The following is a 21591-nucleotide window of genomic DNA, read 5'->3' as shown; positions in this document are numbered from 1 at the left end:
GGTGCATGGCCTGCACCATTTTGATGACGCCCGCGACGCCGGCGGCGGCCTGGGTGTGGCCGATGTTGGACTTGATCGAGCCGAGGAGCAGGGGGCGGTCCCGGTCCTGGCCGTAGGTGGCGAGGAGGGCTTGGGCTTCGATGGGGTCGCCGAGGGTGGTGCCGGTGCCGTGGGCCTCGACGGCGTCGATGTCGGTGGTGGTGAGGCGGGCGTTGGCGAGCGCCTGGCGGATCACCCGCTGCTGCGAGGGGCCGTTGGGGGCGGTCAGGCCGTTGGACGCGCCGTCCTGGTTCACGGCACTGCCGCGGACCACGGCGAGCACCCGGTGCCCGTTGCGCTCGGCGTCGGACAGCCGTTCGAGTACCAGCACACCCACACCCTCGCCCCAACTGGTGCCGTCGGCCGCATCGGCGAACGCCTTGACCCGCCCGTCCCCGGCCAAACCGCCCTGGCGGGAGAACTCGACGAACGCCTCGGGGCGGGTCAGAACAGCGACCCCACCGGCCAGCGCGAGCGAGCACTCGCCGGAGCGCAGCGCCTGGGCCGCGAGGTGCAGGGCGACCAGGGACGAGGAGCAGGCGGTGTCGACGGTGACCGCCGGGCCCTCCAGCCCCAGCGTGTACGAGACCCGCCCGGAGGCCACACCGGCCGCGTTGCCGGTCAGTACATGGCCGGCGACCTCGCTGCCGTGCCTCCCGGTCCGGTCGGTGGTCCGGGCCCGGAAGTGGTAGTCGCTGCCGGAGAGACCGGTGAAGACGCCGGTCCGGCTGCCTTTCAGCGAGCCCGGATCGATCCCGGCCCGCTCGAACGCCTCCCAGGAGACCTCCAGCAGCAGCCGCTGCTGCGGGTCCATCGCCAGCGCCTCGCGCGGGCTGATCCCGAAGAACCCGGCATCGAAGCCCGCGACGTCCCGCAGGAAGCCGCCGACCCTCGCGAACTCCGCCTCCGGACCCAAGGCCCAGCCGCGGTCGGTCGGGAAGTCCGACAGACCCTCACGCCCGGTGGTCGCCAGTTCCCAGAGCATCTCCGGGGAGCCGGCATCGCCCGGGTAGCGGCAGGCCATCCCCACGATCACGATTGGGTCGTCCGCCGAAGCGGTGGGTGCGGCGGGCAGTTCGGCCCCGGGCGCCGCCGTCCCATCGGCCAGGTGCCCGGCGAGCGCGGTCGGCGTCGGGTAGTCGTACACCAGACTGGAGGCGAGCGGGCGGCCGAGTGCCTGCCGCAGCCGGTTGCGCAGTTCCACCGCCGCCAGCGAGTCGAACCCCAACTCCTTGAAGGTCTTCCGCGTGTCCACGGCCCCCGTGCCGGAGTGGCCGAGCACGGCGGCCACCTCCCGGTGGACCGCCTCGGCGATCGCCCGGGCCGAGGTGGGAACGGCGCCGCCGGCCGCGGCCGGCTCGTCCCGGAGGGCTTCGACGGCGGCCGGGACACCGGAGAGCAGCGGGCTGCGGCGCTCACCGGTGAAGAGCGGCGCGAACCGCTGCCAGTCCACGTCCGCCACCGTGAGGGCGGCCTCGTCCCGCCGTACCGCCGCGTCGAGTTCGGCGAGCGCGGCGTCCGGGGCCATGGCCCGCAGTCCGGTGCGGGCCAGCTTCTCGCCGATGTCGCCCTCGCCCATTCCGCCGCCCGCCCACATGCCCCACGCCACCGAGGTGGCGGTCAGCCCGCGTTGGCGGCGCTGCCGGGCCAGTGCGTCCAGATAGGCGTTGGCGGCGGCGTAGGCGCCGTTGGTGGCGCTTCCCCAGGTGGCCGCGATCGAGGAGAACAGGAGGAAGGCGTCCAGCGGCTGCTCGCCCAGCAGTTCGTCCAGGTGGGCGGCGCCGGCCACCTTGGCCGCGAGGACGGCGTCGACCTCGGCCACCGTGGTCGCGGTCAGCTCGGTGAAGTCGCTGATTCCGGCGGCGTGCACGACGGCGGTCAGCGGGTACTCGGCGGGGATCCGCGCCAGCAGTGCTGCCACCGCCGCACGGTCCGCCGTGTCGCAGGCCTCGACGGTGACCCGGGCTCCCAGCGTCTCCAGCTCGGCACTCAGCTCGCGGGCGCCGGGCGCGTCCGCACCGCGTCGGCCGACCAACAGCAGGTGCTCGGCGCCGCGTGCGGCCAACCGGCGGGCCACATGGCCGCCGAGTGCCCCCGTGCCGCCGGTGATGAGCACGGTTCCGGTGCAACCCCACACGCGGTCGGCTCCGGTGGGGGCCGGCTCCGCCGGGACCAGCCGCCTGCCCCACAGACCGGTCGGCCGCACCGCCAGCTGGTCCTCGCCCCGGGAATCGGCGAGCACCCGTACCAGGCGTCGCAGCGCGTCCCCGTCCGGTTCGGCGGGCAGGTCCACCAGACCGCCCCAGCTACGGGGCTGCTCAAGGGCTGCCACCCGCCCCAGGCCCCACAGTTGCGCCTGGTCGGGCCGGTCCAGCGGATCGGACCCGTCGATGCCGACCGCGCCCTGGGTGACGCACCACAGCGGTGCGGTCACCCCGGCGTCCGACAGGGCCTGCACCAGCAGAACGGTCGCTCCGACATCGCCGTCGGGCAGGGCCAGTACGCCTGCGACGGCCGGAACGTCGCCGAGCGCCGAGCGGACCGCCAGGGCCGGCCCGGAACGACCGCTGCCCGGGTCCGGCTCCACCAGCCGCACCTGTGCGCCCGCGCGTTCCAGCGCCCCGGCGCAGGCCCGCGTCGGAGCCCGGTCGTGCCCCACGACCAGCCACACACCGTGCAGTCCGGTGTCGGCCGGCTCGGCCAGGAGGCGCCAACTCTCCTGGTACTGCCAGGGAGTGGAGGCGGTCGTGGACGGGGACGGCTCGTCGCCGGCGGCCAGCCAGTAGTGCGCGCGCTGGAAGGGATAGGTGGGCAGCTCGGCCATTCGCCCGCCACTCGGCAGCCAGCGGTCCCAGGCGATCGCCGAGCCCCGCACGAAGGCCCGCGCCATCGCCTCCAGGAAGGTCGTCACCTCGTCGTGGCCGCGACGGCCGGCGGCGATGAACGCCGCGTCCGGGTCGCCCGCCAGGCAGTCCGGGCCGATGGCCGTGAGCACGCTGTCCGGCCCCAGCTCCAGGAAGGTGCGCACACCCGCCTCGTGCAGGGCGCTCACGCCGTCGGCGAACCGCACGGTGTCCTGGACGTGCCGGAGCCAGTACTCCGGGGAGTGCAGCTCGGCGACGGTGCCGATGCTCGGCGGGCTGAACGTCAGGCCGTCCAGGACGGCGCGGAACTCCTCCATCATGGGAGCCATCAGCGGGGAGTGGAAGGCGTGGCTCACCGTCAGCCGGGTCGCCTTGTGCCCGCGCTCGCGCCAGAGTGCGGCGATCCGCTCGACCTCGGCCTCCGCTCCGGACACCACCACCGCGGCGGGACCGTTGACGGCGGCCAGCGCGGTGTCCGGGCCGAGGGTCCGGGCCACCTCGGCCTCCGGGGCGGCGATGGCGGCCATCGCCCCTCCGGGCGGCAGCGCCGCCATCAGCGCGCCGCGGGCGGCCACCAGCCGACAGGCGTCGGCCAGCGGGAGCACGCCGGCCACGTGCGCCGCGGCGATCTCGCCGATCGAGTGGCCCGCCACGAAGTCGGGTGCCGTGCCCAGGTGTTCGGCCAGCCGGAAGAGCGCCACCTGTACGGCGAACAGGCCTGCCTGGGCGAAGTCGGTGCGGTGGAGCAGCTCCAGTTCGTCGAAGAGCACTTCCTTCAGGGGCCGGGGAAGCACCGGGTCCAGCTCCGCGCAGACCGCGTCCAGGGCCTCCGCGAAGACCGGCGACGCCCGGTACAGCGATCGCCCCATGCCGAGCTGCTGCGAGCCCTGGCCGGAGAAGAGCACGGCCAGCTTCCCTTCGGCGGGGACTCCGTGGGCCACCGGCGGCCGGCCGCCGACCAGCTCCCGCAACCCGTCGAGGAGTTCCTCCCGCTCCCGGCCGATGACGACCGCTCGGTGCTCCAGCACCGCGCGCGCCGCGGTCAGCGTGCGGCCGACCTCGGCGACCGGCTCCGGCCGCTCGGTGAGCCGGGTCAGCAGTTGCCCGGCCTGCGCGCGCAGTGCCTCGGGGGTCTGCGCCGAGAGCACCCAGGGCACCGGGCCGGCTTCGGCCGGCTCCGGCTCGGGACGCGGCGGGGCCTGTTCGAGGATCAGATGGGCGTTGGTGCCGCTGAGACCGAACGAGGAGACGCCGGCCCGGCGCGGCTCGCCGGTCTCCGGCCAGGGCCGGTTCTCCGTCAGCACCCGGACGTCGCCCGCCGACCAGTCCACGTACGGCGACAGCTCGTCGACGTGTACCGTGCGCGGCAGCTCGCCGTGCCGGATCGCCTCCACCATCTTGATCACCCCGAGCACCCCGGAGGCGGCCTGGGTGTGGCCGATGTTGGACTTCAGCGAACCCAGCCAGAGGGGCCGTTCGCGGTCCTGGCCGTAGGAGGCGAGCAGCGCCCGGGCCTCGATCGGGTCGCCGAGCGCGGTGCCGGTGCCGTGCGCCTCGACGGCGTCCACCTGGCCGGGCGCCAGCCGGGCGTTGGCCAGTGCCTGGCGGACGACCCGCTGCTGTGCCCGGCCGTTGGGCGCGGCCAATCCGTTGGAGGCGCCGTCCTGGTTGATCGCGCTGCCCCGGATCACCGCCAGCACCTGGTGGCCGTTGCGTTCGGCGTCGGAGAGCCGCTCCACCAGCAGCAGGCCGACCCCCTCGCCCCAGGCGGTGCCGTCCGCCCCGGCACCGAACGGCTTGCACCGGCCGTCGGGAGCCAGCCCGCGCTGCCGGCTGAACTCGACGAACAGGCCCGGGTTGGCCATCACCGTGGCACCGCCGGCCACGGCGAGCGAGCAGTCGCCCAGTCGCAGCGCCTGGCAGGCCTGGTGCAGCGCGACCAGCGAGGAGGAGCAGGCGGTGTCCACCGTGACGGCCGGCCCGCCCAGCCCGAAGTTGTAGGCGATCCGTCCGGACGACACGCTGCCCAGGGTGCCGGTGAGCAGGTAGCCCGCAGCGTGCTCCGGGGCGGCGTACAGGCGCGGTCCGTAGTCCTGCACCATCGCGCCGAGGAAGACCCCGGTGCTGTGGCCGTCCTCCAGGGCCCGCGGGTTCATCCCCGCGCGTTCGAACAGCTCCCAGCAGCTCTCCAGGAGCAGCCGCTGCTGCGGATCCATGGCAGCCGCCTCGCGCGGGCCGATCCCGAACAGGCCGTTGTCGAAGTACCCGGCGTCGTGCAGGAAGCCGCCGTGGCGGACATAGCTGGTGCCCGTCCTGACGCCCTCCGGGTCGTAGAGCGAGCGGGTGTTCCAGCCCCGGTCGGTGGGGAACTCCGAGATGGCGTCGCCGCCCCGGGAGACCAGTTGCCAGAGCTGCTCGGGGCTGTGCACGCCGCCCGCGGCGCGGCAGCTCATCCCGATGATCGCGATCGGCTCGTCCAGCGGCAGCGGCTCCCGGGCCACGACCGTCTCCGCGTCGGCACCGCCGTGCATCTCCGCCAGCAGGTGGTCGGCGATCGCGGCCGGCGTGGGGTGGTCGAAGACCAGGGTGACCGGAAGCGAGAGACCGGAGGCTTCGGCCAGTGCCTTGTGGAACTCGACGGCGGCGAGGGAGTCGAAGCCGAGCTCACGGAAGGTGGAACCGGGCTGCACCGCGTCGGACCGTCCGAGCGAGGAGGCCACCCCGCAGACCAGGTCCAGCACCAGCCGGCGCTGTTCGGGCGCGGGGTGACCGGCGATTCGCTCCGCCAGCACGGCCCGGTCGCCGCTCCGCCCCCGCAGGCGGGTGTAGAGGTCGGCGACCGAGGTGGTGAAGCGGTCCAGTCCGCCCTCGCCGCGCCGCAGCGAGCCGCCGACGGCGGAGCCGGCGCCGCCGATCGCGTCCAGGGTCTCCCGGACCGGCATCACCAGGGTCGGGTGAGGGCTGAGCTCGACGAGGACCGGGTCCTCGACCGCGGCGGCCACCGCCCGCACGGCCTCCTCGAACCGGACCAGACCCTCACCGTTGCGGCACCAGTACTCGGCGTCCAGCAGGGTGTCGGGCGGCAGCAGCCCGCCCACGGTGGAGGCGTAGAACGGAATCCGGGCGGGTCGCGGCTCGATCGTGGCGAGGTCCCGGTGCAGCGCCTCGCGGAGCTCCGTGAAGTGCGCCGAGTGCGCGGCCAGGCCGATCGGGATCTTGCGCGCGCGTACGCCCTCCGCGGTGAAGCGCTGGACCAGTTCCTCGATCGCGGCCGGCTCCCCGGCGACCACCGTGGAACCGGGACCGTTGACCGTGGCGATCACGACTCCCGCCGGGAGCCGTCCCTGAACCCGGTCGGCGGGCAACAGGACGGAGGCCATGTCGCCGCGGCCGACGAGGACTCTCTGCGCCCGACTCCACGCCGTGGTGACCCGTATGCCGTCGGCCATCGACAGCGCCCCCGCCACACAGGCCGCCGGGACCTCGCCCATGCTGGCGCCCACCACGAAGTCGGGTTCCACGCCGTACCAGCGCCAGGCCTCGGCGAGCCCGTACATCACTGCGAACAGGGCTGGTTGCATGACGTCGACGCGGTCGATCGACGGCGCCCCCTCGGCGCACCGCAGGACGTCCAGCAGCGACCAGTCGACCTGGGTCGACAGTTCCTGCTCGCACTGGGTCAGCGCGTCACGGAAGACGGGCAGCGAGTCGTGCAGGCCCACCGCCATGCCGGCCCACTGCGATCCGACGCCCGGAAAGACGAACCCGATCCCGGTTCCTTCGCCACGCGACGGTGGAGCCGCCGGGGTGTCCCCCCGGGACAGCGTCTCCAGGTACCCGCGCAAGTGGCGATCCGGCCCCATTGCGTCGTTGACTATGTCCACCGACTACCCCAATTCGGAACGCACGGATCTCCGCATTATTGCCTGCGCGGAACGCTAGTCCACCGACCTCCCCTAATCCCAACCCCTACGTTCACCCTTACGTGGCCATCCATCGGGAAGAGGTGCGGGAGTACGGGGGGACCTAGGGGTGGGGCGGCAATGGGGCGGCGGTTAGCATCGGGATGACCTGACGACACTCGGTCCGACCGGTGAGAGAAAGGCCAAGGGGCTGCCATGGGAAATGGCGTTGCATTTTTCGAGATCGCATCCGAGGACCCGGAGGGGCTGGAGCGCTTCTACGGCGATGTCTTCGGATGGACGTTCACCGCCGGGCACGGCAATCCGTACAGCATCATCCAGACCCAGGCGGAGGGCCTTCCGCTGGGCGGGCTGTGGGACAGCAAGGCGGAGAAGGACCATCCGCTGCCGGCCAACTACGCGATCTGCATCATCAAGGTCGACGACGTGGCCGAAACCTGTGAGCAGGTGGTCGAGGCCGGGGGCGAGGTGATGGTCGCGGCCATGCCCAGCGATGACGGAGCCGCCGTTTTCGCGCATTTGCGGGACCCCTCCGGGAATCACATCGCCATTTTCCACCAGGTGTTCACCTACGAAAAAGGCGAGTTGCTCTGAGATGGTCGACGACCGGGTGAGCCGGTGGATTCATCGACTCCAACATGCGACCGACCCCGATATCCGGGTGATTGCGTTCCCGCACGCCGGCGGATCGGCCAGCTACTTCTTCCCGCTGGCCGAAGCACTGCGGCGGGCGGCGGTGCCGCTGGAACTGGACATCCTGGCGGTGCAGTATCCGGGCAGGCAGGAACGCCGGCTGGAGCCCTGCATCGGCGATCTGAGGACCCTGGCGGAGCTGGCCGCCGAGGAACTGCTGCCGTTCACCGACCGGCCCCTGGTGTTCTTCGGCCACAGCATGGGTGCGATGGTGGCCTTCGAGGTGGCTCAGCGGTTCGAGCAGCAGCACGGCACGACGCCGCTGATGTTCTTCGCCTCGGGCCGCGGGGCGCCCGCCACCGCCCGCCGGGACGCCCTGCACCGGCTGCCCGACCAGGCCATCATCGACGAGCTCGGTCTGCTGGACGGCACCAACTCGGCGCTGCTGTCGGACCCCGAGGTGCTGAAGATGGTCATGCCCGCGATCCGGGCCGACTACCAGGCCGTCGAGACCTACACCTATCGGCCTGCGCCGCCGCTGCGCTGCCCTGTGCACGTGGTGGTCGGCGATTCGGACCCCAGGGTCTCCGAGGAGAGCGCGCAGGCCTGGGCGCAGCACACCGAGGGCGGGCACCGGCTGAGCGTCTTCGACGGCGGGCACTTCTACCTGAAGGACCAGCAGGACGCCTTGGTGGACACGATCGTGGACCGCCTGAACACGCTATCCGTGCAGAGGAGCGCTCATGGCTAAGGGAATCAGCACGATCGAGCTGGCCGTGACCCCGGAGGAGGCCTGGCAGCTGCTGTCGGACCGCGCTCGGTACGCGGAGTGGCTCAGTGTGCACTCCGGATGGCAGGAGGAGAGCCTGCCCGCACTGGAGGTGGGGCAGAGCTTCACCCAGCTGCTCAAGCTGATGGGCCCGCCGTCCCCGGTGCTCTGGACGGTGACCGCCCACGAGCCGGGCAGCCGGCTGGAGCTGACCGGCAAGGGGCCGACCGAGGTCGGCGCCCGGTTCGCGATCGAGGTGGGCCCCGCCGGGGCCGGCAGCTCGGTGGAGCTGGTGCTGGAGCTCTTCGGCGGCCCGATCGACGGCGCGCTGGGGAAGATGATCGAGCCCGGTCTGTGCACCGAGATGGCCAAGAGCCTCACGAACCTGGCAGGACTGAGCTGAGGCCTGCTGCGGAAGCCCCGTCCCGGTGAAGGGGCGCTGTCGGCGAGTGCAGGCTACTTCGCCCCGCTGGATTCGTCCGGCGGGGCGAAGTGCTTTGCGGCACTCGGCGGAGGCGGCGGCTCTCAACGGACCGTGCACCGCAGCACCGTGATCCTGCCGGGCTGCGGCCGACGGCGGGATGATCGAGCCAATTGGCCGTCAACAGTCCAACGCTAGTGTCGATTTGAGCTCCGCCTCAATGGGTCGGAGAAGTCGTTGCGCCGTGCAAAACGTGTTCGGTCGGGCCTTGACCGGGGTGAACGCGGGGCGGTTCAGTGTGCGCCAACATCCTCCTGCACGGCATCTGCCGGCCGGCCCGGCCCCCACCGGGTCCGTTCGGCGTGTCCGTGGTGCACGAAAGGGAAGCTCGTGCTCAGAACTCGTGTGAAGGCGCTGCTGGTCGGCCTGATGGCGGCCGGGACCCTGGCCGCCACGGCCCTCGTACCGGCTGCGGCTTCTACCGCCACCCCCACTTCGGCGGACGAATGCGAGATCGCACCCACCTGGTCGCAGGGCGCCAACTACCAGGCGCGCGACATCGTCAAGTACACCGACGGCAAGATCTACGTCGCCCAGCGCGACAACCCCGGCTACAACCCCGCGGTGAGCACCTACTACTGGGCTCCGTACACCTGCGGAACCGGTGGCAACCCGTATCCGAACAGCTTCGTGGTGAGCGAGGCCCAGTTCAACCAGATGTTCCCGAACCGGAACCCCGCCTACACGTACCAGGGCCTGGTGGACGCCATGGACGCCTTCCCCGCGTTCGCGCACACCGGTGACAGCACGATGCGCAAGCAGGAGGCCGCGGCCTTCCTCGCGAACATCAGCCACGAGACCGCCGGCCTGTACTACATCAAGGAGGTCAACGAGGCGAACTACCCGCACTACTGCGACGCCGACCAGCCCTACGGCTGCCCGGCCGGACAGGCGGCGTACTACGGGCGCGGGCCGATCCAGCTGAGCTGGAACTACAACTACAAGCGGGTGGGTGATTTCCTCGGCATCGACCTGCTGAACAACCCCTGGCTGGTGGAGACCGATCCGGCCGTCGCGATGATGACGGCCCTGTGGTACTGGAACACCCAGAACGGGCCGGGCCCGATCACCGGGCACGACGCCATGATCAGCGGCGCGGGCTTCGGGCAGTCGATCCGCTCGATCAACGGTGCACTGGAGTGTGACGGCAAGAACCCGCGCCAGGTCGAGAGCCGGGTCAACCGCTACAAGGCGTTCACGCAGCTCCTCGGCGTGCCGACGGGCTCCGGGATCTCCTGCTGATCCTCCGGACAAGGCAGTCGGCTGCGGGCCGGGCGTCCTCGCCCGGCCCGCAGGCGTGTTGGCAGCCCGAACGGGTGGACGAGACGCATCCCGCCCTGCCAGGCGGCTGCTTGTGGCGCCCGTCCGGGAGCTGACAGGATCTCAGTTCGGACACCTCCCGGGCGATGCGGACCGCACCGCACCTCACCCGGGCGGCGCGGAGAGGGGACGGGAGATGCCGCGGCGACGGTCACCGCGATCCATCTCGCGATTCCTGCGGCGCGGTAGTCCTCGGCGGCGCGAGCCGGAGGGCTCAGCCGGACCGGAGGCGGTCGAGGTGGGCGACGGCCAGGTCGCCGAGAGCGGGGAGCGCCTCGGGGGCCAGGACGGGCAGGAGGGGGATCGCCCGGGTCCACTCCCCGCCCGTGAGGAGGTCGTGGACGAGGGTACTGGCGGCTGCTCGGGGGGCGTTCGCGCAGGTGGGGCGGACGGTGCAGGCATGGACGAGGGCGAGGCAGAGACGGAGGGCGCCGTCCACCGGTTCCTCCTCGGTGAGCAGCGGGGCCGGTGCGGCGGACAGCGCGTGCGCGGCGGTGGCCAGTACGTCGGCCCGAGCCGCCGGTGACGGTGCGGCTTCCGCGAGGCGGTGGACCTCGGCGAGGTCGCCGTCCAGCGCGCTCAGCAGGGCGAGGCCGGCACGGGGGAGCCGTTCCGGGCGCAGGGCGCGCAGCCATACGTCCAGCTCGTCCGCCGGGCGGTCCGGGGCGCACGAGAGGCCGAGCCGGCGCAGCACCGCGAGGATCAGCGCCGACTCCGGGTCCCAGGTCTGACGCGCCCGGTGGACGAATCCGGCTGCGAGGTCGAGCAGTTCGCCCAGCTCGGGGGTCGGGCGCCGCGGCTCGGGGGAGGCGAGGAGCAGGGGAGCGACCAGCGGGAGCGGGTTGGACAGATGGCCGATCAGGCCGCGCCACGGCTCGACGGCGGACCGGGACGGCTCCGGATCGTGGGGTGGTGGCGCACTGTGGACCAGTCCGGCGGCGACGACGGCCATCGCACGATGTGTCCGAAGGGTGCTCGGCCCGGCGGACTCCGGCTCGGCCCGCCCGGCCATCTCCGCCGCGCCGTCGGCGTCGCCGGCATGGGCGAGCGCCTGGGCGACGGCCGTCTTGACGGCGAACCGCGCCGTGCGGCCGACGAGTCGGGACGCCGCGAGAGCGTTGGCGGTGGCCGCTGTCCGGTGCCCGCCGAGTGAGCAGCCCACGGACAGCGCGGCGAAGCGGCGCGCCTGCCCGTCGGGCTCCGGAGCGGCCAGGACCAGCCGTTCGGCCTGTTCGAACCCTCCCACCGTGCCGAGGGCCCGGACGAGTTCCCGGGCCCAACGGCCGCTGATCAGGGTCGGCGTCCTGGGGTGCGAGGACCGGAGTACCTGTTCCAGCCGCTCGCGCCCGAGTTCGGGGTTGCCGCTGCGGACCAGGTGCTCCGCGTCCTGGAGCGGTGTCACGGGACAGTACGGTGCCGATTGCTGTTCCCCGCCCCCGCCGGCCTTCGCCGGCTTCCTGTGCGCGGTGTCGGTGGGCCTGCTCTCCTTCGCGACCGGGGACTCGGGCGGCCGGTGTCCCGGGCGCGCGGCAGCGGAGCGCCGGTGTGCTGCCCGTTCGTCGGCGAACCTCCTGGCCTCTGCGTCCCTGGCCCTGCGGGCTGCCAGCTTCTCCTCCCTCCTCGCCGCGGCAGCGGCGGCGTCCTCGGCCGCCAGCCGTTCGGCGACGGAGGCCAGGTAGGTCCTCGCGCGTTCCAGGAGGTCGTCACCGAGGACGCCGGTGCGGACGACCGCGCTGAGCTCCAGCACCAGCTTCTGGGCTTCGAGATGAGGTGCCCGGCCGAACCCGGCCGCCACCTCGGCGCGGACGAAACGTTCCATGGTCCCGGAGAACCCGCGCCCGCGGTGGGCGCGGTCCTCGGGTGACGTGCTCCTCAGTGCGGCGGACAGACAGGCTCTCGCCATCGTGAGTACGTCCTGGGCCTGCTTGGTGCGACCGGTGGAGCTGACGAGCGCGGACGCCGCGAGCGCGAGGACGTCCACCACGGGCAGGCCTTCGGCCGTGGTCAGTCCGCGGCAGAGATCCCGGATGCGGTCCGCGTTCGCGACGCCGCGGGAGGCGGACACGGCGGCGATCGTCGCCCAGATGTCCACGGCGACCGCTTGGGACCGTGGGCCCAGCGTGCCGAGCCGCTCCGCGTGCTCCTCCAACTGCGCAAGATGGTCCGTGCCGTCCGTATCGGACAGGAGCGCCGCCGCCCGGGCCAGGGCCTCGATGTCGGTCGCGCCGCTGAGCGCCACGGCGCGGTACAGGGTCCGGGCTTCCGGCTTCCGGCCGAGCTCGGCCAGCGTGCGCGCGGCCTCCGCGAGTTCGTCGTAGCCGTCTTCCAGACTGCCTGCCGCCGGAGTGAAGTGACCCGCTCGGAGGACGAGGCCGGCTGCCTCGACGACGATCCCGGCGGCATCCGGATGCCACATGCGCGCGGCCTCGACCGCGACCGCCGCCAACCGGGCGGCCCGCAGTACGGGCTCCGGCTCCGAGCGGGCGATGGCGAGGCCCCGCGGGAGGTCGCCCAGCAGTGCGAAGAGCACAGGTGCCCTGGGCGGTACCCGGTTCACCCGGCGGCGCAGGAAGTCCTGTGCGGCGGCCAGCCGGACGGCGGGGCCGAGCCCGTCCGGGCACTCGAAGGCGAAGTCGTGGAGCTGTTGGAGCGGCAGCTCGGGGCCGAAGGCGTCGGCGGCGCGGAGCTGCCACCGCGGGTCGAGCAGCAGCGGGCCGAGCCGGTCGGTGCCGTCCCACAGGCGCGGCTGGTTCGCCAGCAGGTACGGCGGGGTGTCGGCCGGCCAGCCCGCCGCGGCCCACTGCGCCGCCCATGTGTGCAGCCGGTCGCGGTAGTGCTCGGTGGCGGCGCCGTCCAGTTGCTTGCGGATCGATTCCGGCATGCCGGCATGGCTCAGCCTGAACGTTCGCGTCAGGGTGTCGTCCTGGACGACGCACCGGTACTCCCGACCGCTCAGCAGGTGCGACACCTCCTCGTCGGAGGCTCCCGCCAGGTGTGCGAGGTCCGTCATGCGCAGCCCGCCGCCGGTGATCGCGAGCAGGTCGGTGACGGCCCGGCCCAGGTCGACGGCGCGAAGCCGCTCCAGGTCCGCTCGGCCCGCCTGTTCGACCTCGGCGTTCCGGCGGCCGGGTGTGAGCAGGCGGAGGCAGCGGCGGAGGCGCAGCGGATGGTGCGCCGGAAGATCCGCCGGGACCGGTGTGCTCCGCCGGGTGGAGACGATGATCCGCAGGTCCTTCGGCGGCTCGGCCGGGAGCAGGGCGGCGATGCTCTCCGTCGCCGCTCGGTCCGCATCGGTCACGGGCCAGGCGAGGTCCGCGTCCAGATCGTCGATGACCAGCACGAGTTGACGCCTGCGCCGACGGCTGTCGGCCGCGGCCTTGGCGAGCAGTCGTTCGAACTCCTCCTCGGTGGTGCCCCTCCTCCGGCGCCGGGGCACCCGGGCCTGCTCGTGCAGTGCCGCGACGAAGCCGGCGCGGGTGTCGGTGCCCCGTCGACCGGAGATGCCGCAGAACAGGACGTCGGTGCCTTCGGGCGGACCTTCGGCGAACGAGGTGAGCAGCGCGGTCTTGCCGGCGGGGAGCTCTGCGTGCCACCACAGGTACGAGGGGGCGGACGGTTCCTCGTCATTGACGAAGGCGTCGATGATCGTCCGCTCGTCGCGTCCGGCGTTCTGGAGGCGCCGGCCTCGATCGGCTTCCGCCTGCGCGGCGGCGAGTGCCGAGGCCAGGGCCGGGCGGGTGTGCGGCAGCGGGCCCCGGAGGTCCTCCAGCCGCTCGACCAACTCCCAGAAGACGTCCGGGGAAGCGGGAGCCTGCTCACCTCGGCACCAGCGACGGATCGTGGTCTCCGACAGCCTGCCGTCCGGGACGAGTCTCGCGGCACCGCGCCGGCCGGCCCCGCTTGCCGTGAGCAGTTCCTGAACCATCACCCCGAACCGCCTGCGTGCCCCGTCGGGGGTCCCGTCCCGAGCCATTTCCGCTGCCCCTCCGTCAAGTATATGGCGCTGACCTGCGGAAACGTCTTCGGAACATCGCGCCGCACCGGCCCTCCAGCAGATTCTTCCGTCATCGACCAGGCCTCCCAGGCCTCCGACGGAAGGATCCGCTCGTGTCCATGCTCCCCGCGCTCTCCCACGGCGCCACCACGGCCGCCGTCCTGGCCTCCGGCACCGGGCTGCTCTACGGCACCGTTCTCGCCTTCGTCGCCGTGGCCTCCGTCCTGGCCCGCACCCCGGAGCGTCGCCGCGACGCCCGCTCCACCCTGACCACCCTCATCAGGTGGCGTCGTTCCCGCTGAAGGCGCCGTCATATGATGCCGCATCATGCGGTGACGCCCGGGCCCGGTGGAGCATTCCGGCTGATCGGGCCACGGGGCGGATCGCCCGGTGCTACGGTCGGGAGCCCAATGGGCTTCGGGGTCCTTGTCGGATGACCCCGATCACGCGGAGTGAACGGGCGACGCCTTTGCCTCAGTCGAAGTTCCCCGTCCCGGCCGAGGAGCGTCTCGGCTGGGACCCGCGGCACGAGCCGTGCATTCCCGTGGTGACGCTCGACGGCGACCAGGACCTGCTTTCGTTGTGCGAACTCTTCGAGCAGTCGGAGAAGTTGAGCACGATCGACTGTGCGACGCCCGGCGAGACGGTCGCGGTCGTCGAGTTCCTCATCGCGATCTGCTTCGCCTCCGGGACCTCGCCGGCGACCGACGCGGAGTGGAAGCACTGGATCCTCGAACGGCGCGACCTGGTGACCGCGGCACGATGGCTGGCCGATCAGCCGGTCGACAGCTGGGACCTGTTCCACCCGGTCACCCCGCTCGGACAGAACACCATGCTCGCCAAGTCGTTCGGGGAGAGCGGTACCGGAACGGCGCAGCTGGTCATCGAACGGGCGGGCGACTACTGCCAGTTCTTCGACCACCACCACCTGGCGGACGGCGAGACGCTGTCGGCGGCCGAGGCCTTCCGCACCATGCTCACCCAGCACGTGTACGCCACGTACGGCCGGGCGCGGATCACCGGAAAGGAACTCGGTCCCACGGTCACCAACCTGGCGACCGGACGGTTGCAGGGCCGCATCCGCGTGGTCCCGCTCGGCGGTACGCTCGGCGAGACGCTGCGGCTCAACCTGTATCCGCACGAGGGTCCGTCCGGCGCGCTCAACACCTCCTGGCAGTCCGGCACCGTCGACCGCCGGGGCTTCCGTACGAAGGCCCGGCCCCGGCGGCCGGAGGGCCCGGCCGACCTGCACAGCGCGCTCGGCCGCTCCGTCCTGCTGCGGCCGAACCGCGCCGCGGACGGCACGGTCGTTGTCGACCGGGTGCTGATCGGTGCCGGCGAGGTGCTCGACCTCGAACCGGTGCACCTCCAGGACGCCGTGTTCAGCGAGGCTCCCGGCGGGTTGGCCAAGCCTCTCTGGCCGTCGCCCAGCCGTGCGCTCTGGCAGCAGGCCCACGCGCTCTACAGCGCCGTGAAGGACCGCCGGCTGGGCCTGTACGCGAGGCTCGCCTCGCTGCCCTACGAGCGGCGGGGCATGGAGGTGCCCTACCACCTGTGGGCGGTCGGCCTCATCGCCAACAAGACGCTGCCGCTCTCCTGGACCGACGGCGCCTTCCCCTACGCCCCGGGCATGGAAGGACACCTCTACCGGGCCTCCCGGCGCGGCTCGCGCATCGCCGAGTACCTGGCGTGGAGCCTGAAGCGCGCGGCGACCCGTGCCTCGGAGATCGTCCACTCGGCCGCCCACGCGGCGGACGAGGCCCGGCAGGTGGCCAGGTTCGACGCCCGCTGGATGTTCTGGCCCGAGGCGGCCGGGCCGTTCGACCGGCTCCTGCACGGGGTGCTCGACCAACGGTTCGAGACTCCGGAGGACCCGGTGTCCGGCCCCCTCGACCGCTACACCACGACACTGGTGGAGCTGGCCCGCACGCACCTCGCCTACAAGCTCGACTCCCTCCCGCCCAATGAGCGCGGCTACCGGGCGAGGGCCCGCGCCCTGGAGCGGTTCGAGCAGGACATGACCCACGGCAAGGCCCCCGCCGAACTCCGAGGGGAGATCGCCCATGACTGAGGACAGCCTCCCCGACGAGTTCCCCGTCCGGGACACCTTCCCGCACGACAGCTCCGAACTGGTGGACTGGCTCACGACCCTGGTGCGCAACCGTGAGTACGGAACCCTGGCCAACCTGCGCCGAACCGGCACCCGGACCAACGCCCACATCCGGGCCGGCTGGTTCGGCGGCTCCGAGCACCGCGACCTGTTCGAGCGGATGGCCATCCTGTTCGCCCTCTACCACCAAGGGCGTTCGTGCCCCAGTTACGGCTACGGGAGCCTCGGCGCGGCGGCGGCGCGGATCGGCGACGGGACCGGCCGCGGACCGGACAACCCCGGTGCGCAACGGCTGGTGGAGCGGGTGGTCGCCAGTCGCCGGGTGCCGTGGCGGCACCTGCAGCACACCGTGGTCCGGCTCCGGTCCTGCGACCAGGCCCCGCCGTCGTGGAGCCGGCTCACCGAGGACCTGATCCGCTGGAACGACCGCAGGGCCCGGATCGCCTACAACTGGTCGGTCGACTTCCACACCCCGGCCGGCAAGGCCAGGACCCTCATCGGCAAGACGCAGAACGATCAGAAGGACAGGACCGCGTGACCGCGAACGCTCGAAGCCCGTTCCTCTCGCTGCACCTCCTGGAGACGCTCGTCGCGGTGCTCCCGGTCCGCGACGAGAACGGCCAGCCCAAGTCCCTGGTGTACGGCGGGGTGGAACGGCACATGATCACCAGCCAGGCCCGTCGGAGGGCCGAACGGGTCTATGCCCGGAACCGGGCCAACGCCGGGATCGGCGCGCTCAAGGGGCGCAGCATGGGCATCCGAACCCGGGAGTGGGCGCTGCTGACCGCGACCGAGCTGGCCTCCGAGTACGGCTGGGAGAAGGAGGAGGCGCTGGGCACCGCACGGGCCGTGATCGAGGCGAGCGGCCTCAAGTTCGGCGACCCGGCCAAGAAGACCGTGGCCAACCTGACCAAGGTCCTGATCTTCGCTCCCACCGATGCCGGCAGCAGGATCGCGGCGCACATCGCCGGGAACGCGGACACGCTCAGGACGTGGCGGGACGAGTACCTCGCGGCCCAGAACGCGGCGGCGGCGAAGAAGTCCCGGCGCGGGGCGGCGAAGAAGGCCGAGAACCCGGACGAGGGGGAGGAGCCGTCCGCCGAGCCGTCCGCCGAGCCGTCCGTCGCCGGCCTCCCGTCTCTGCCCAAGACCACCCGCGACGCCGTGCTGCTCGCCATCGCGCCCCGGGACGCCGTGGACATCGCCCTCTACGGACGGTTCCTCGCCGAGATCGCGGATTCGCCCAACGTGGACGGCGCGGTGCAGACCGGCCACGCGTTCACCGTGCACGCCGCCGAGCAGGTCGAGGACTTCTACGCCGCGGCCGACGACGCCAAGCTGGACCGCAAGCGCAACGCCCTCAGCTTCCTCGACTCGGCCGACGACGCGGGCGCGGGCATGACCGGGTACCAGTCGTTGATCTCCGGCACGTTCTACCGGCACGCCGTACTGGACCGCGAACTGCTCCGCGCCAATCTGCGGCGGGCCGGCATGACGGCGGAGGAGGCGGAGGACACGGCCGCCGCCGGGGAGCAGGAGTTCGTCAACGCCTTCGTGGAGGCCTTCCCCGAGGCGAAGAAGAACTCCACCGCCTCCACCGGCTCACTCCCGACCCTGGTGCTCGCGTTCGAGGGCGAGCGCCCGTACAACTATGCCGCGGCCTTCGAGAACCCCGTGGACGAGAACCCCGGGAACGGCGGCGGCGAGGGGCCGGCGGGCCTGGCGGCGGTCCGCCGACTCCTGCGGCACCACCTGTTCGTCAGCAGGCGGCGCCCGGACCTGCACTCGGCGCGGCTCCTCACCTACAGCCCGCAGGTCGACGACCTGCTGCAGGAGGCCGATCCCACGGGTGCCGTGGACGTCGTGGACTCCATCGAGGGCCTGATCCGGTGACCGACGGTTCCACCGCGGGCGGCGCACCGCTGGTGCTGCTCATCCGGCTGGCCGGGCCGCTGCAGTCCTGGGGCGTCAGGAGCCGGTTCGCGCAGCGGGACACCCACAGCCGGCCGACCAAGTCCGGCGTGATCGGACTGTGCGCCGCGGCCCTCGGCCTTGAGCGGGAGGAGCCGCTCGGCGAACTCGCGTCGGTCCTCTTCGGGGTCCGTGCCGATCGCCCGGGCACCCCGGTGCGCGACTACCAGACCGTGGGCGGCGGGCGCTATCCGGTCCGTCCGCGCGACCTGGCGACGGACCACCGGCGGGCGGCCGCCGTGCCCGTGGCCGACCGCCCGGCCGGGGCGGAGGCCGGGCCGTTCGGCAGCCACGACCTGGCGTCCTGGTACGGGGCGCCGAAGCGGATCGCGGCCGACCCGGTCTCCGGGGTGCTGGTCTCGGGTGAGGTCGGCCGCCACTCGATGATCACCGAACGCTGGTACCTGTCCGACGCCGCCTTCCTGGTCGGCCTCCAGCACACCGATCCGGGGCTGCTCGAACGGATCGCCCATGCCCTGGAGCACCCGAAGCGGCTGCTCTGGCTGGGCCGCAAGTCCTGCCCGCCCTCGGGCGACCTCTGCCTGGGCATCGTGCCCGGCACGCTGATGGAGGCGTTCGAGGGCCGGGCGCTGCTGCCGTCGGCCGCCGACGGGCCGGTCGCGGGGGACGGCGCGCGCCCCTGGGCATGGATCGAGAGCCCGCGCCCGCTGCCGGGCGTCGGGCCGGTCCGCGACCAGCCCGGGAAGTTCCTCGCGAGCGGTCCGGTCCACCGCCGGCGCTGGGAGGTCCAGCACCGCGTCACCATCTCCCCGTCCGCCGTCGAATGGGACATCATCCCGTGACCACCCCTCGTACCGAGCCCCGTCCCGCCGTCGCGGCGGAGGCCCGGTTCGTCAGCACCCACACGCTGATCACGCTGGACGCGAGGCATCCCTACGCAGCCAGGGCCCTGATCGACGCCCAGGACATGCACAGGAACGTGATGAGCGGTTTCCTGGGCTGGGTCGAGGACGGCAGCAAGGACGCCCGGGCCCAGTTGCGCGTGCTCTCCAGTTGGGCCGTCGACCTCCGCAGCGCCCGTCTCTCCCTGGTGGTGCAGTCCTCGGTGCCTGGCGACTGGAGCCGAGTGCCGCGTGACGCCCTGGTGGAGGAGCCGTCCGGCCTGGTCGTGGACCGTACGTTCCGGACCGGGGAGCAAGTGGACTTCCGAACGGTCCTCAACCCGGTCAGCAGCCGGCCGGCCGCTCCGAAGGCCCCCGGCGCCGAACGCCGGGGCCGGGGTACGCGGATGGCGCACACCGGTCCGGAGCATGTGAAGAAGTGGTTCGCCCGCCGGCTCCAGGCAGCGGGCGAGCCGGCGGTCGCCCCGGACGGCGTGGTCCGGATCGGGGCCGATGCCGACCTCGACCGCCTGGCCCTGCGTGTCCTGCCCAGGGTGTCCAGCCCGCGTCCCCACCAGGGCCTGCGGATCGCCCGGGCCGAGATCCGGGGGTCCCTCACCATCACCGACCCGCAGGCCTTCGTCTCCGCGCTCACCCAGGGCATCGGCCACGCCCGCGCCTACAGCTGCGGCCTGCTCCTGGTCCGCTGATTCCTGACCCGTCGGCGGCCCGCGGCGGCCGACGCGGACCTCGGCCGAGTCGTCCTCCCGCGAGCGGAGACGGCCGTGCGCCTCCCGCGACGGCCGGCCGGCGCGGGAGGCGGGATCGGGCCGGAGGTCAGACGACGGTGAGGAGGGTGCCCTCGTAGGCGAGCCATTGGGAGTAGGCGTGGAGGCCCTTGGGGTGGGGGGTGGTGGGGGTCCAGGCGGGTGGGCGGGGGGTGGTGGCGGGGAGGGGGTGGGTGGGGGTCGGGGGTGCGGGGGTGGGGGAGGGGTGGATGGGGACGGGGCGGACGGCGGTGTGGATGGTGTCGGCGAGGTCGGCGAGGGTGGTGGGCTCCTCGGGGGCGACGGTGAGGGTGTGGGGGGCGGGGCGGGTGCGGAGGACGGTGAGGACGGCGTCGGCGAGGTCGTCGACGTAGACGGGGTGGATCTCGGTGTCGGGGGCGCCCGGGACGGTCATCGGGAGGCTGCGCAGGGCGTCCCACACCATGCGGCCGATGAGGGTGTCGCGGGAGCAGCCGGGGCCGTAGACCTCGCCGACGGCGAGGGTGTAGGGGCGCGGGTCGTCGGGCAGGTGGACCGTCAGCCGGCGGGCGGGGGAGCCCTCGCGCAGGCCGGTCAGGTCGAGGACGGCGTCGAGGGGGGCGTCGGGGCCGGCCAGGTCGGTGAGGCGGCGGGCGAGGTGCTCGCCGAGCGGTGAGGCGCCGCCGCGTACGGTGAGGCCGGCGGGGCGGCGGGGGCGGCGGGGGGACGGGCCGGCGGCGGCCTCGTGGCCGGCGGCCAGGGCGCGCCGGGCGACGTCGGCCAGGATCTCGCGGCGTTCGGCGATCCGTTCCTCGGTGCTGGTGTTGCTGATGCCGCCGGAGCCGATGGTGGCGATCGCCTCGGCGTACACCTCGGGCCGCACGGCGGGTGCGGAGCCGTCGGGGTCCAGGCCGAGGCGGGCGGCCTCGTGGCCCATGGCGAGGGCGGTGAGCCAGGTGCCCCGGACGTCGGACGCGTCGGACTCCGGGCCGGCGGGCGGTGCGAGCAGGGTGCGGGGCAGTTCCAGGCCGCGCAGGTACTGCTCGCAGTCCATGTGCAGCCAGCGCTCGGGGCCGGGGCCGTCGACCCGCACCGTGCAGCGCGCGACGCCGTACTTGAAGAACGGCAGGACCCGCAGGCCGGTCAGGTTCAGCGCCTCGTCGCCGGGGCGGTCGCCGGGCAGGAAGCAGACCGAGCGGCGCGGGCCGCGGAAGGCGTTGCCCGAGATCGAGCCGTGGTCCTGGTGCTCGGCGAGGTTGGGGACGGAGACGTAGCGGGGGACGCCGAGGTCGGTCAGGTAACGGTGCATCAGGATGTCGTCGGGCCAGCCGCCGAGGCGCGCGCGGCCGTAGCGGACGAAGCCCTCGGCGACGGTTCGGGGAAGTACGATCGCGACGCACGGGAAGTACTCGTTGACCGCCCCGACCCAGCGGGCGCCGGCCATGGCGCCGAAGCGGATCGCGGCCCCGTTGCGTGAGTCCCACAATGCGAACAGCGCCAGCGCCGCGTCCGGCATCGCCTCGATGGCGAGGTGGACCCGCTCGAAGAACGATTCGGACAACAGCATGTCGTCCTGGACCACGAGTTGGTGGGTGGCGCCGTCCTCGACGGAGTCCCATGCGGCGAGCGCCGTGCGCAGCACCGAGGGAGTGCCGGTCGGGTCCGGGTCCATGACGACGCGCAGCGCGCCCGGAGGTGCGGCCATGGCCATCCGCTCGGCGGCGTGCCGGCGCTTGGGGTGGGTCATGACCACCCCGCTGAGCTGATGGCGCGTCACGTGGTTTCCCTCTTTCCGATGGGGTGTGGGGGACTTGGTGGCACTCGTGTCGTAATCGGCTACTGCGGGTGCCATCGATTCCGGACAGTACGGATCACGCCGGAGGCTGGCAAGAGTGCCGA

The 21591-nt window shown here is 72.9% G+C and carries 13 protein-coding genes; 10 read left to right on the top strand and 3 right to left on the bottom strand.

Annotated features, from left to right (window positions below; genetic code table 11):
* On the bottom strand, window positions 1-6631 hold a 6631-nt coding region (locus ACFU74_RS09770; RefSeq protein ID WP_380754422.1), incomplete at its 3' end, for an SDR family NAD(P)-dependent oxidoreductase.
* Between the two features lie 390 nt (window positions 6632-7021).
* Here ACFU74_RS09770 and ACFU74_RS09765 point away from each other — a divergent pair.
* The 4 genes from ACFU74_RS09765 (at window position 7022) to ACFU74_RS09750 (ending at window position 9951) form a co-directional block, all read left to right on the top strand.
* Window positions 7022-7420, top strand: a complete 399-nt coding sequence (locus ACFU74_RS09765) for a VOC family protein (RefSeq protein ID WP_380754420.1) — start codon at window positions 7022-7024, stop codon at window positions 7418-7420.
* A 67-nt stretch (window positions 7421-7487) separates the two neighbouring features.
* Entirely contained in the window at window positions 7488-8210 is a 723-nt protein-coding gene (locus ACFU74_RS09760) for a thioesterase II family protein (protein WP_380754417.1), read from the top strand.
* Entirely contained in the window at window positions 8203-8631 is a 429-nt protein-coding gene (locus ACFU74_RS09755) for an SRPBCC family protein (RefSeq protein ID WP_380754415.1), read from the top strand. Before ACFU74_RS09760 ends, ACFU74_RS09755 begins: the two co-directional genes overlap by 8 nt.
* A gap of 408 nt (window positions 8632-9039) precedes the next feature.
* The gene (locus tag ACFU74_RS09750; protein WP_380754413.1) at window positions 9040-9951 is read left to right on the top strand and encodes a glycoside hydrolase family 19 protein; all 912 of its coding nucleotides are present in this window, start codon (window positions 9040-9042) and stop codon (window positions 9949-9951) included.
* 292 nt (window positions 9952-10243) lie between these two features.
* Here ACFU74_RS09750 and ACFU74_RS09745 read toward each other — a convergent pair whose 3' ends face one another.
* Window positions 10244-13957 carry a hypothetical protein gene (locus ACFU74_RS09745; RefSeq protein ID WP_380754410.1) on the bottom strand — a complete coding sequence of 1238 codons (3714 nt, stop codon included), beginning with the start codon at window positions 13955-13957 and terminating at the stop codon, window positions 10244-10246.
* A 185-nt stretch (window positions 13958-14142) separates the two neighbouring features.
* Here ACFU74_RS09745 and ACFU74_RS09740 point away from each other — a divergent pair, with 185 nt between their 5' ends.
* From ACFU74_RS09740 to cas6e, 6 genes are all read left to right on the top strand, one after another.
* On the top strand, window positions 14143-14325 hold the full coding sequence (locus ACFU74_RS09740; RefSeq protein ID WP_380754429.1) for a hypothetical protein: 183 nt from the start codon (window positions 14143-14145) through the stop codon (window positions 14323-14325).
* Between the two features lie 167 nt (window positions 14326-14492).
* Window positions 14493-16094 (top strand): type I-E CRISPR-associated protein Cse1/CasA, encoded by a 1602-nt coding sequence (locus ACFU74_RS09735; RefSeq protein WP_380754407.1) that lies wholly within the window; start codon window positions 14493-14495, stop codon window positions 16092-16094.
* Window positions 16087-16671 (top strand): type I-E CRISPR-associated protein Cse2/CasB, encoded by a 585-nt coding sequence (gene casB, locus ACFU74_RS09730; protein ID WP_380754404.1) that lies wholly within the window; start codon window positions 16087-16089, stop codon window positions 16669-16671. Before ACFU74_RS09735 ends, casB begins: the two co-directional genes overlap by 8 nt.
* Window positions 16668-18026, top strand: a complete 1359-nt coding sequence (locus ACFU74_RS09725) for a type I-E CRISPR-associated protein Cas7/Cse4/CasC (RefSeq protein ID WP_380754400.1) — start codon at window positions 16668-16670, stop codon at window positions 18024-18026. Before casB ends, ACFU74_RS09725 begins: the two co-directional genes overlap by 4 nt.
* Window positions 18023-18907 (top strand): type I-E CRISPR-associated protein Cas5/CasD, encoded by an 885-nt coding sequence (gene cas5e, locus ACFU74_RS09720; RefSeq protein WP_380754397.1) that lies wholly within the window; start codon window positions 18023-18025, stop codon window positions 18905-18907. The genes ACFU74_RS09725 and cas5e overlap by 4 nt, the downstream gene beginning before the upstream one ends.
* Entirely contained in the window at window positions 18904-19656 is a 753-nt protein-coding gene (cas6e, locus tag ACFU74_RS09715; protein WP_380754394.1) for a type I-E CRISPR-associated protein Cas6/Cse3/CasE, read from the top strand. The genes cas5e and cas6e overlap by 4 nt, the downstream gene beginning before the upstream one ends.
* A gap of 127 nt (window positions 19657-19783) precedes the next feature.
* On the opposite strand, the gene ACFU74_RS09710 is transcribed toward cas6e, so the two are convergent.
* Window positions 19784-21469, bottom strand: a complete 1686-nt coding sequence (locus tag ACFU74_RS09710) for a hypothetical protein (protein ID WP_380754391.1) — start codon at window positions 21467-21469, stop codon at window positions 19784-19786.
* Window positions 21470-21591: the final 122 nt, after the last annotated feature.

Source organism: Kitasatospora sp. NPDC057500, from assembly GCF_042802195.1.
In the GTDB taxonomy this organism is placed as follows: Bacteria; Actinomycetota; Actinomycetes; order Streptomycetales; family Streptomycetaceae; genus Kitasatospora.
This window is presented reverse-complemented; position numbering and strand designations above follow the sequence as displayed.

Bases quoted from the DNA above. Each gene is read 5' to 3' on its own strand.
- ACFU74_RS09740 (WP_380754429.1), top strand. From the start codon at position 14,143: ATGCTCCCCGCGCTCTCCCACGGCGCCACCACGGCCGCCGTCCTGGCC.
- ACFU74_RS09755 (WP_380754415.1), top strand. From the start codon at position 8,203: ATGGCTAAGGGAATCAGCACGATCGAGCTGGCCGTGACCCCGGAGGAG.
- casB (WP_380754404.1), top strand. From the start codon at position 16,087: ATGACTGAGGACAGCCTCCCCGACGAGTTCCCCGTCCGGGACACCTTC.
- ACFU74_RS09765 (WP_380754420.1), top strand. From the start codon at position 7,022: ATGGGAAATGGCGTTGCATTTTTCGAGATCGCATCCGAGGACCCGGAG.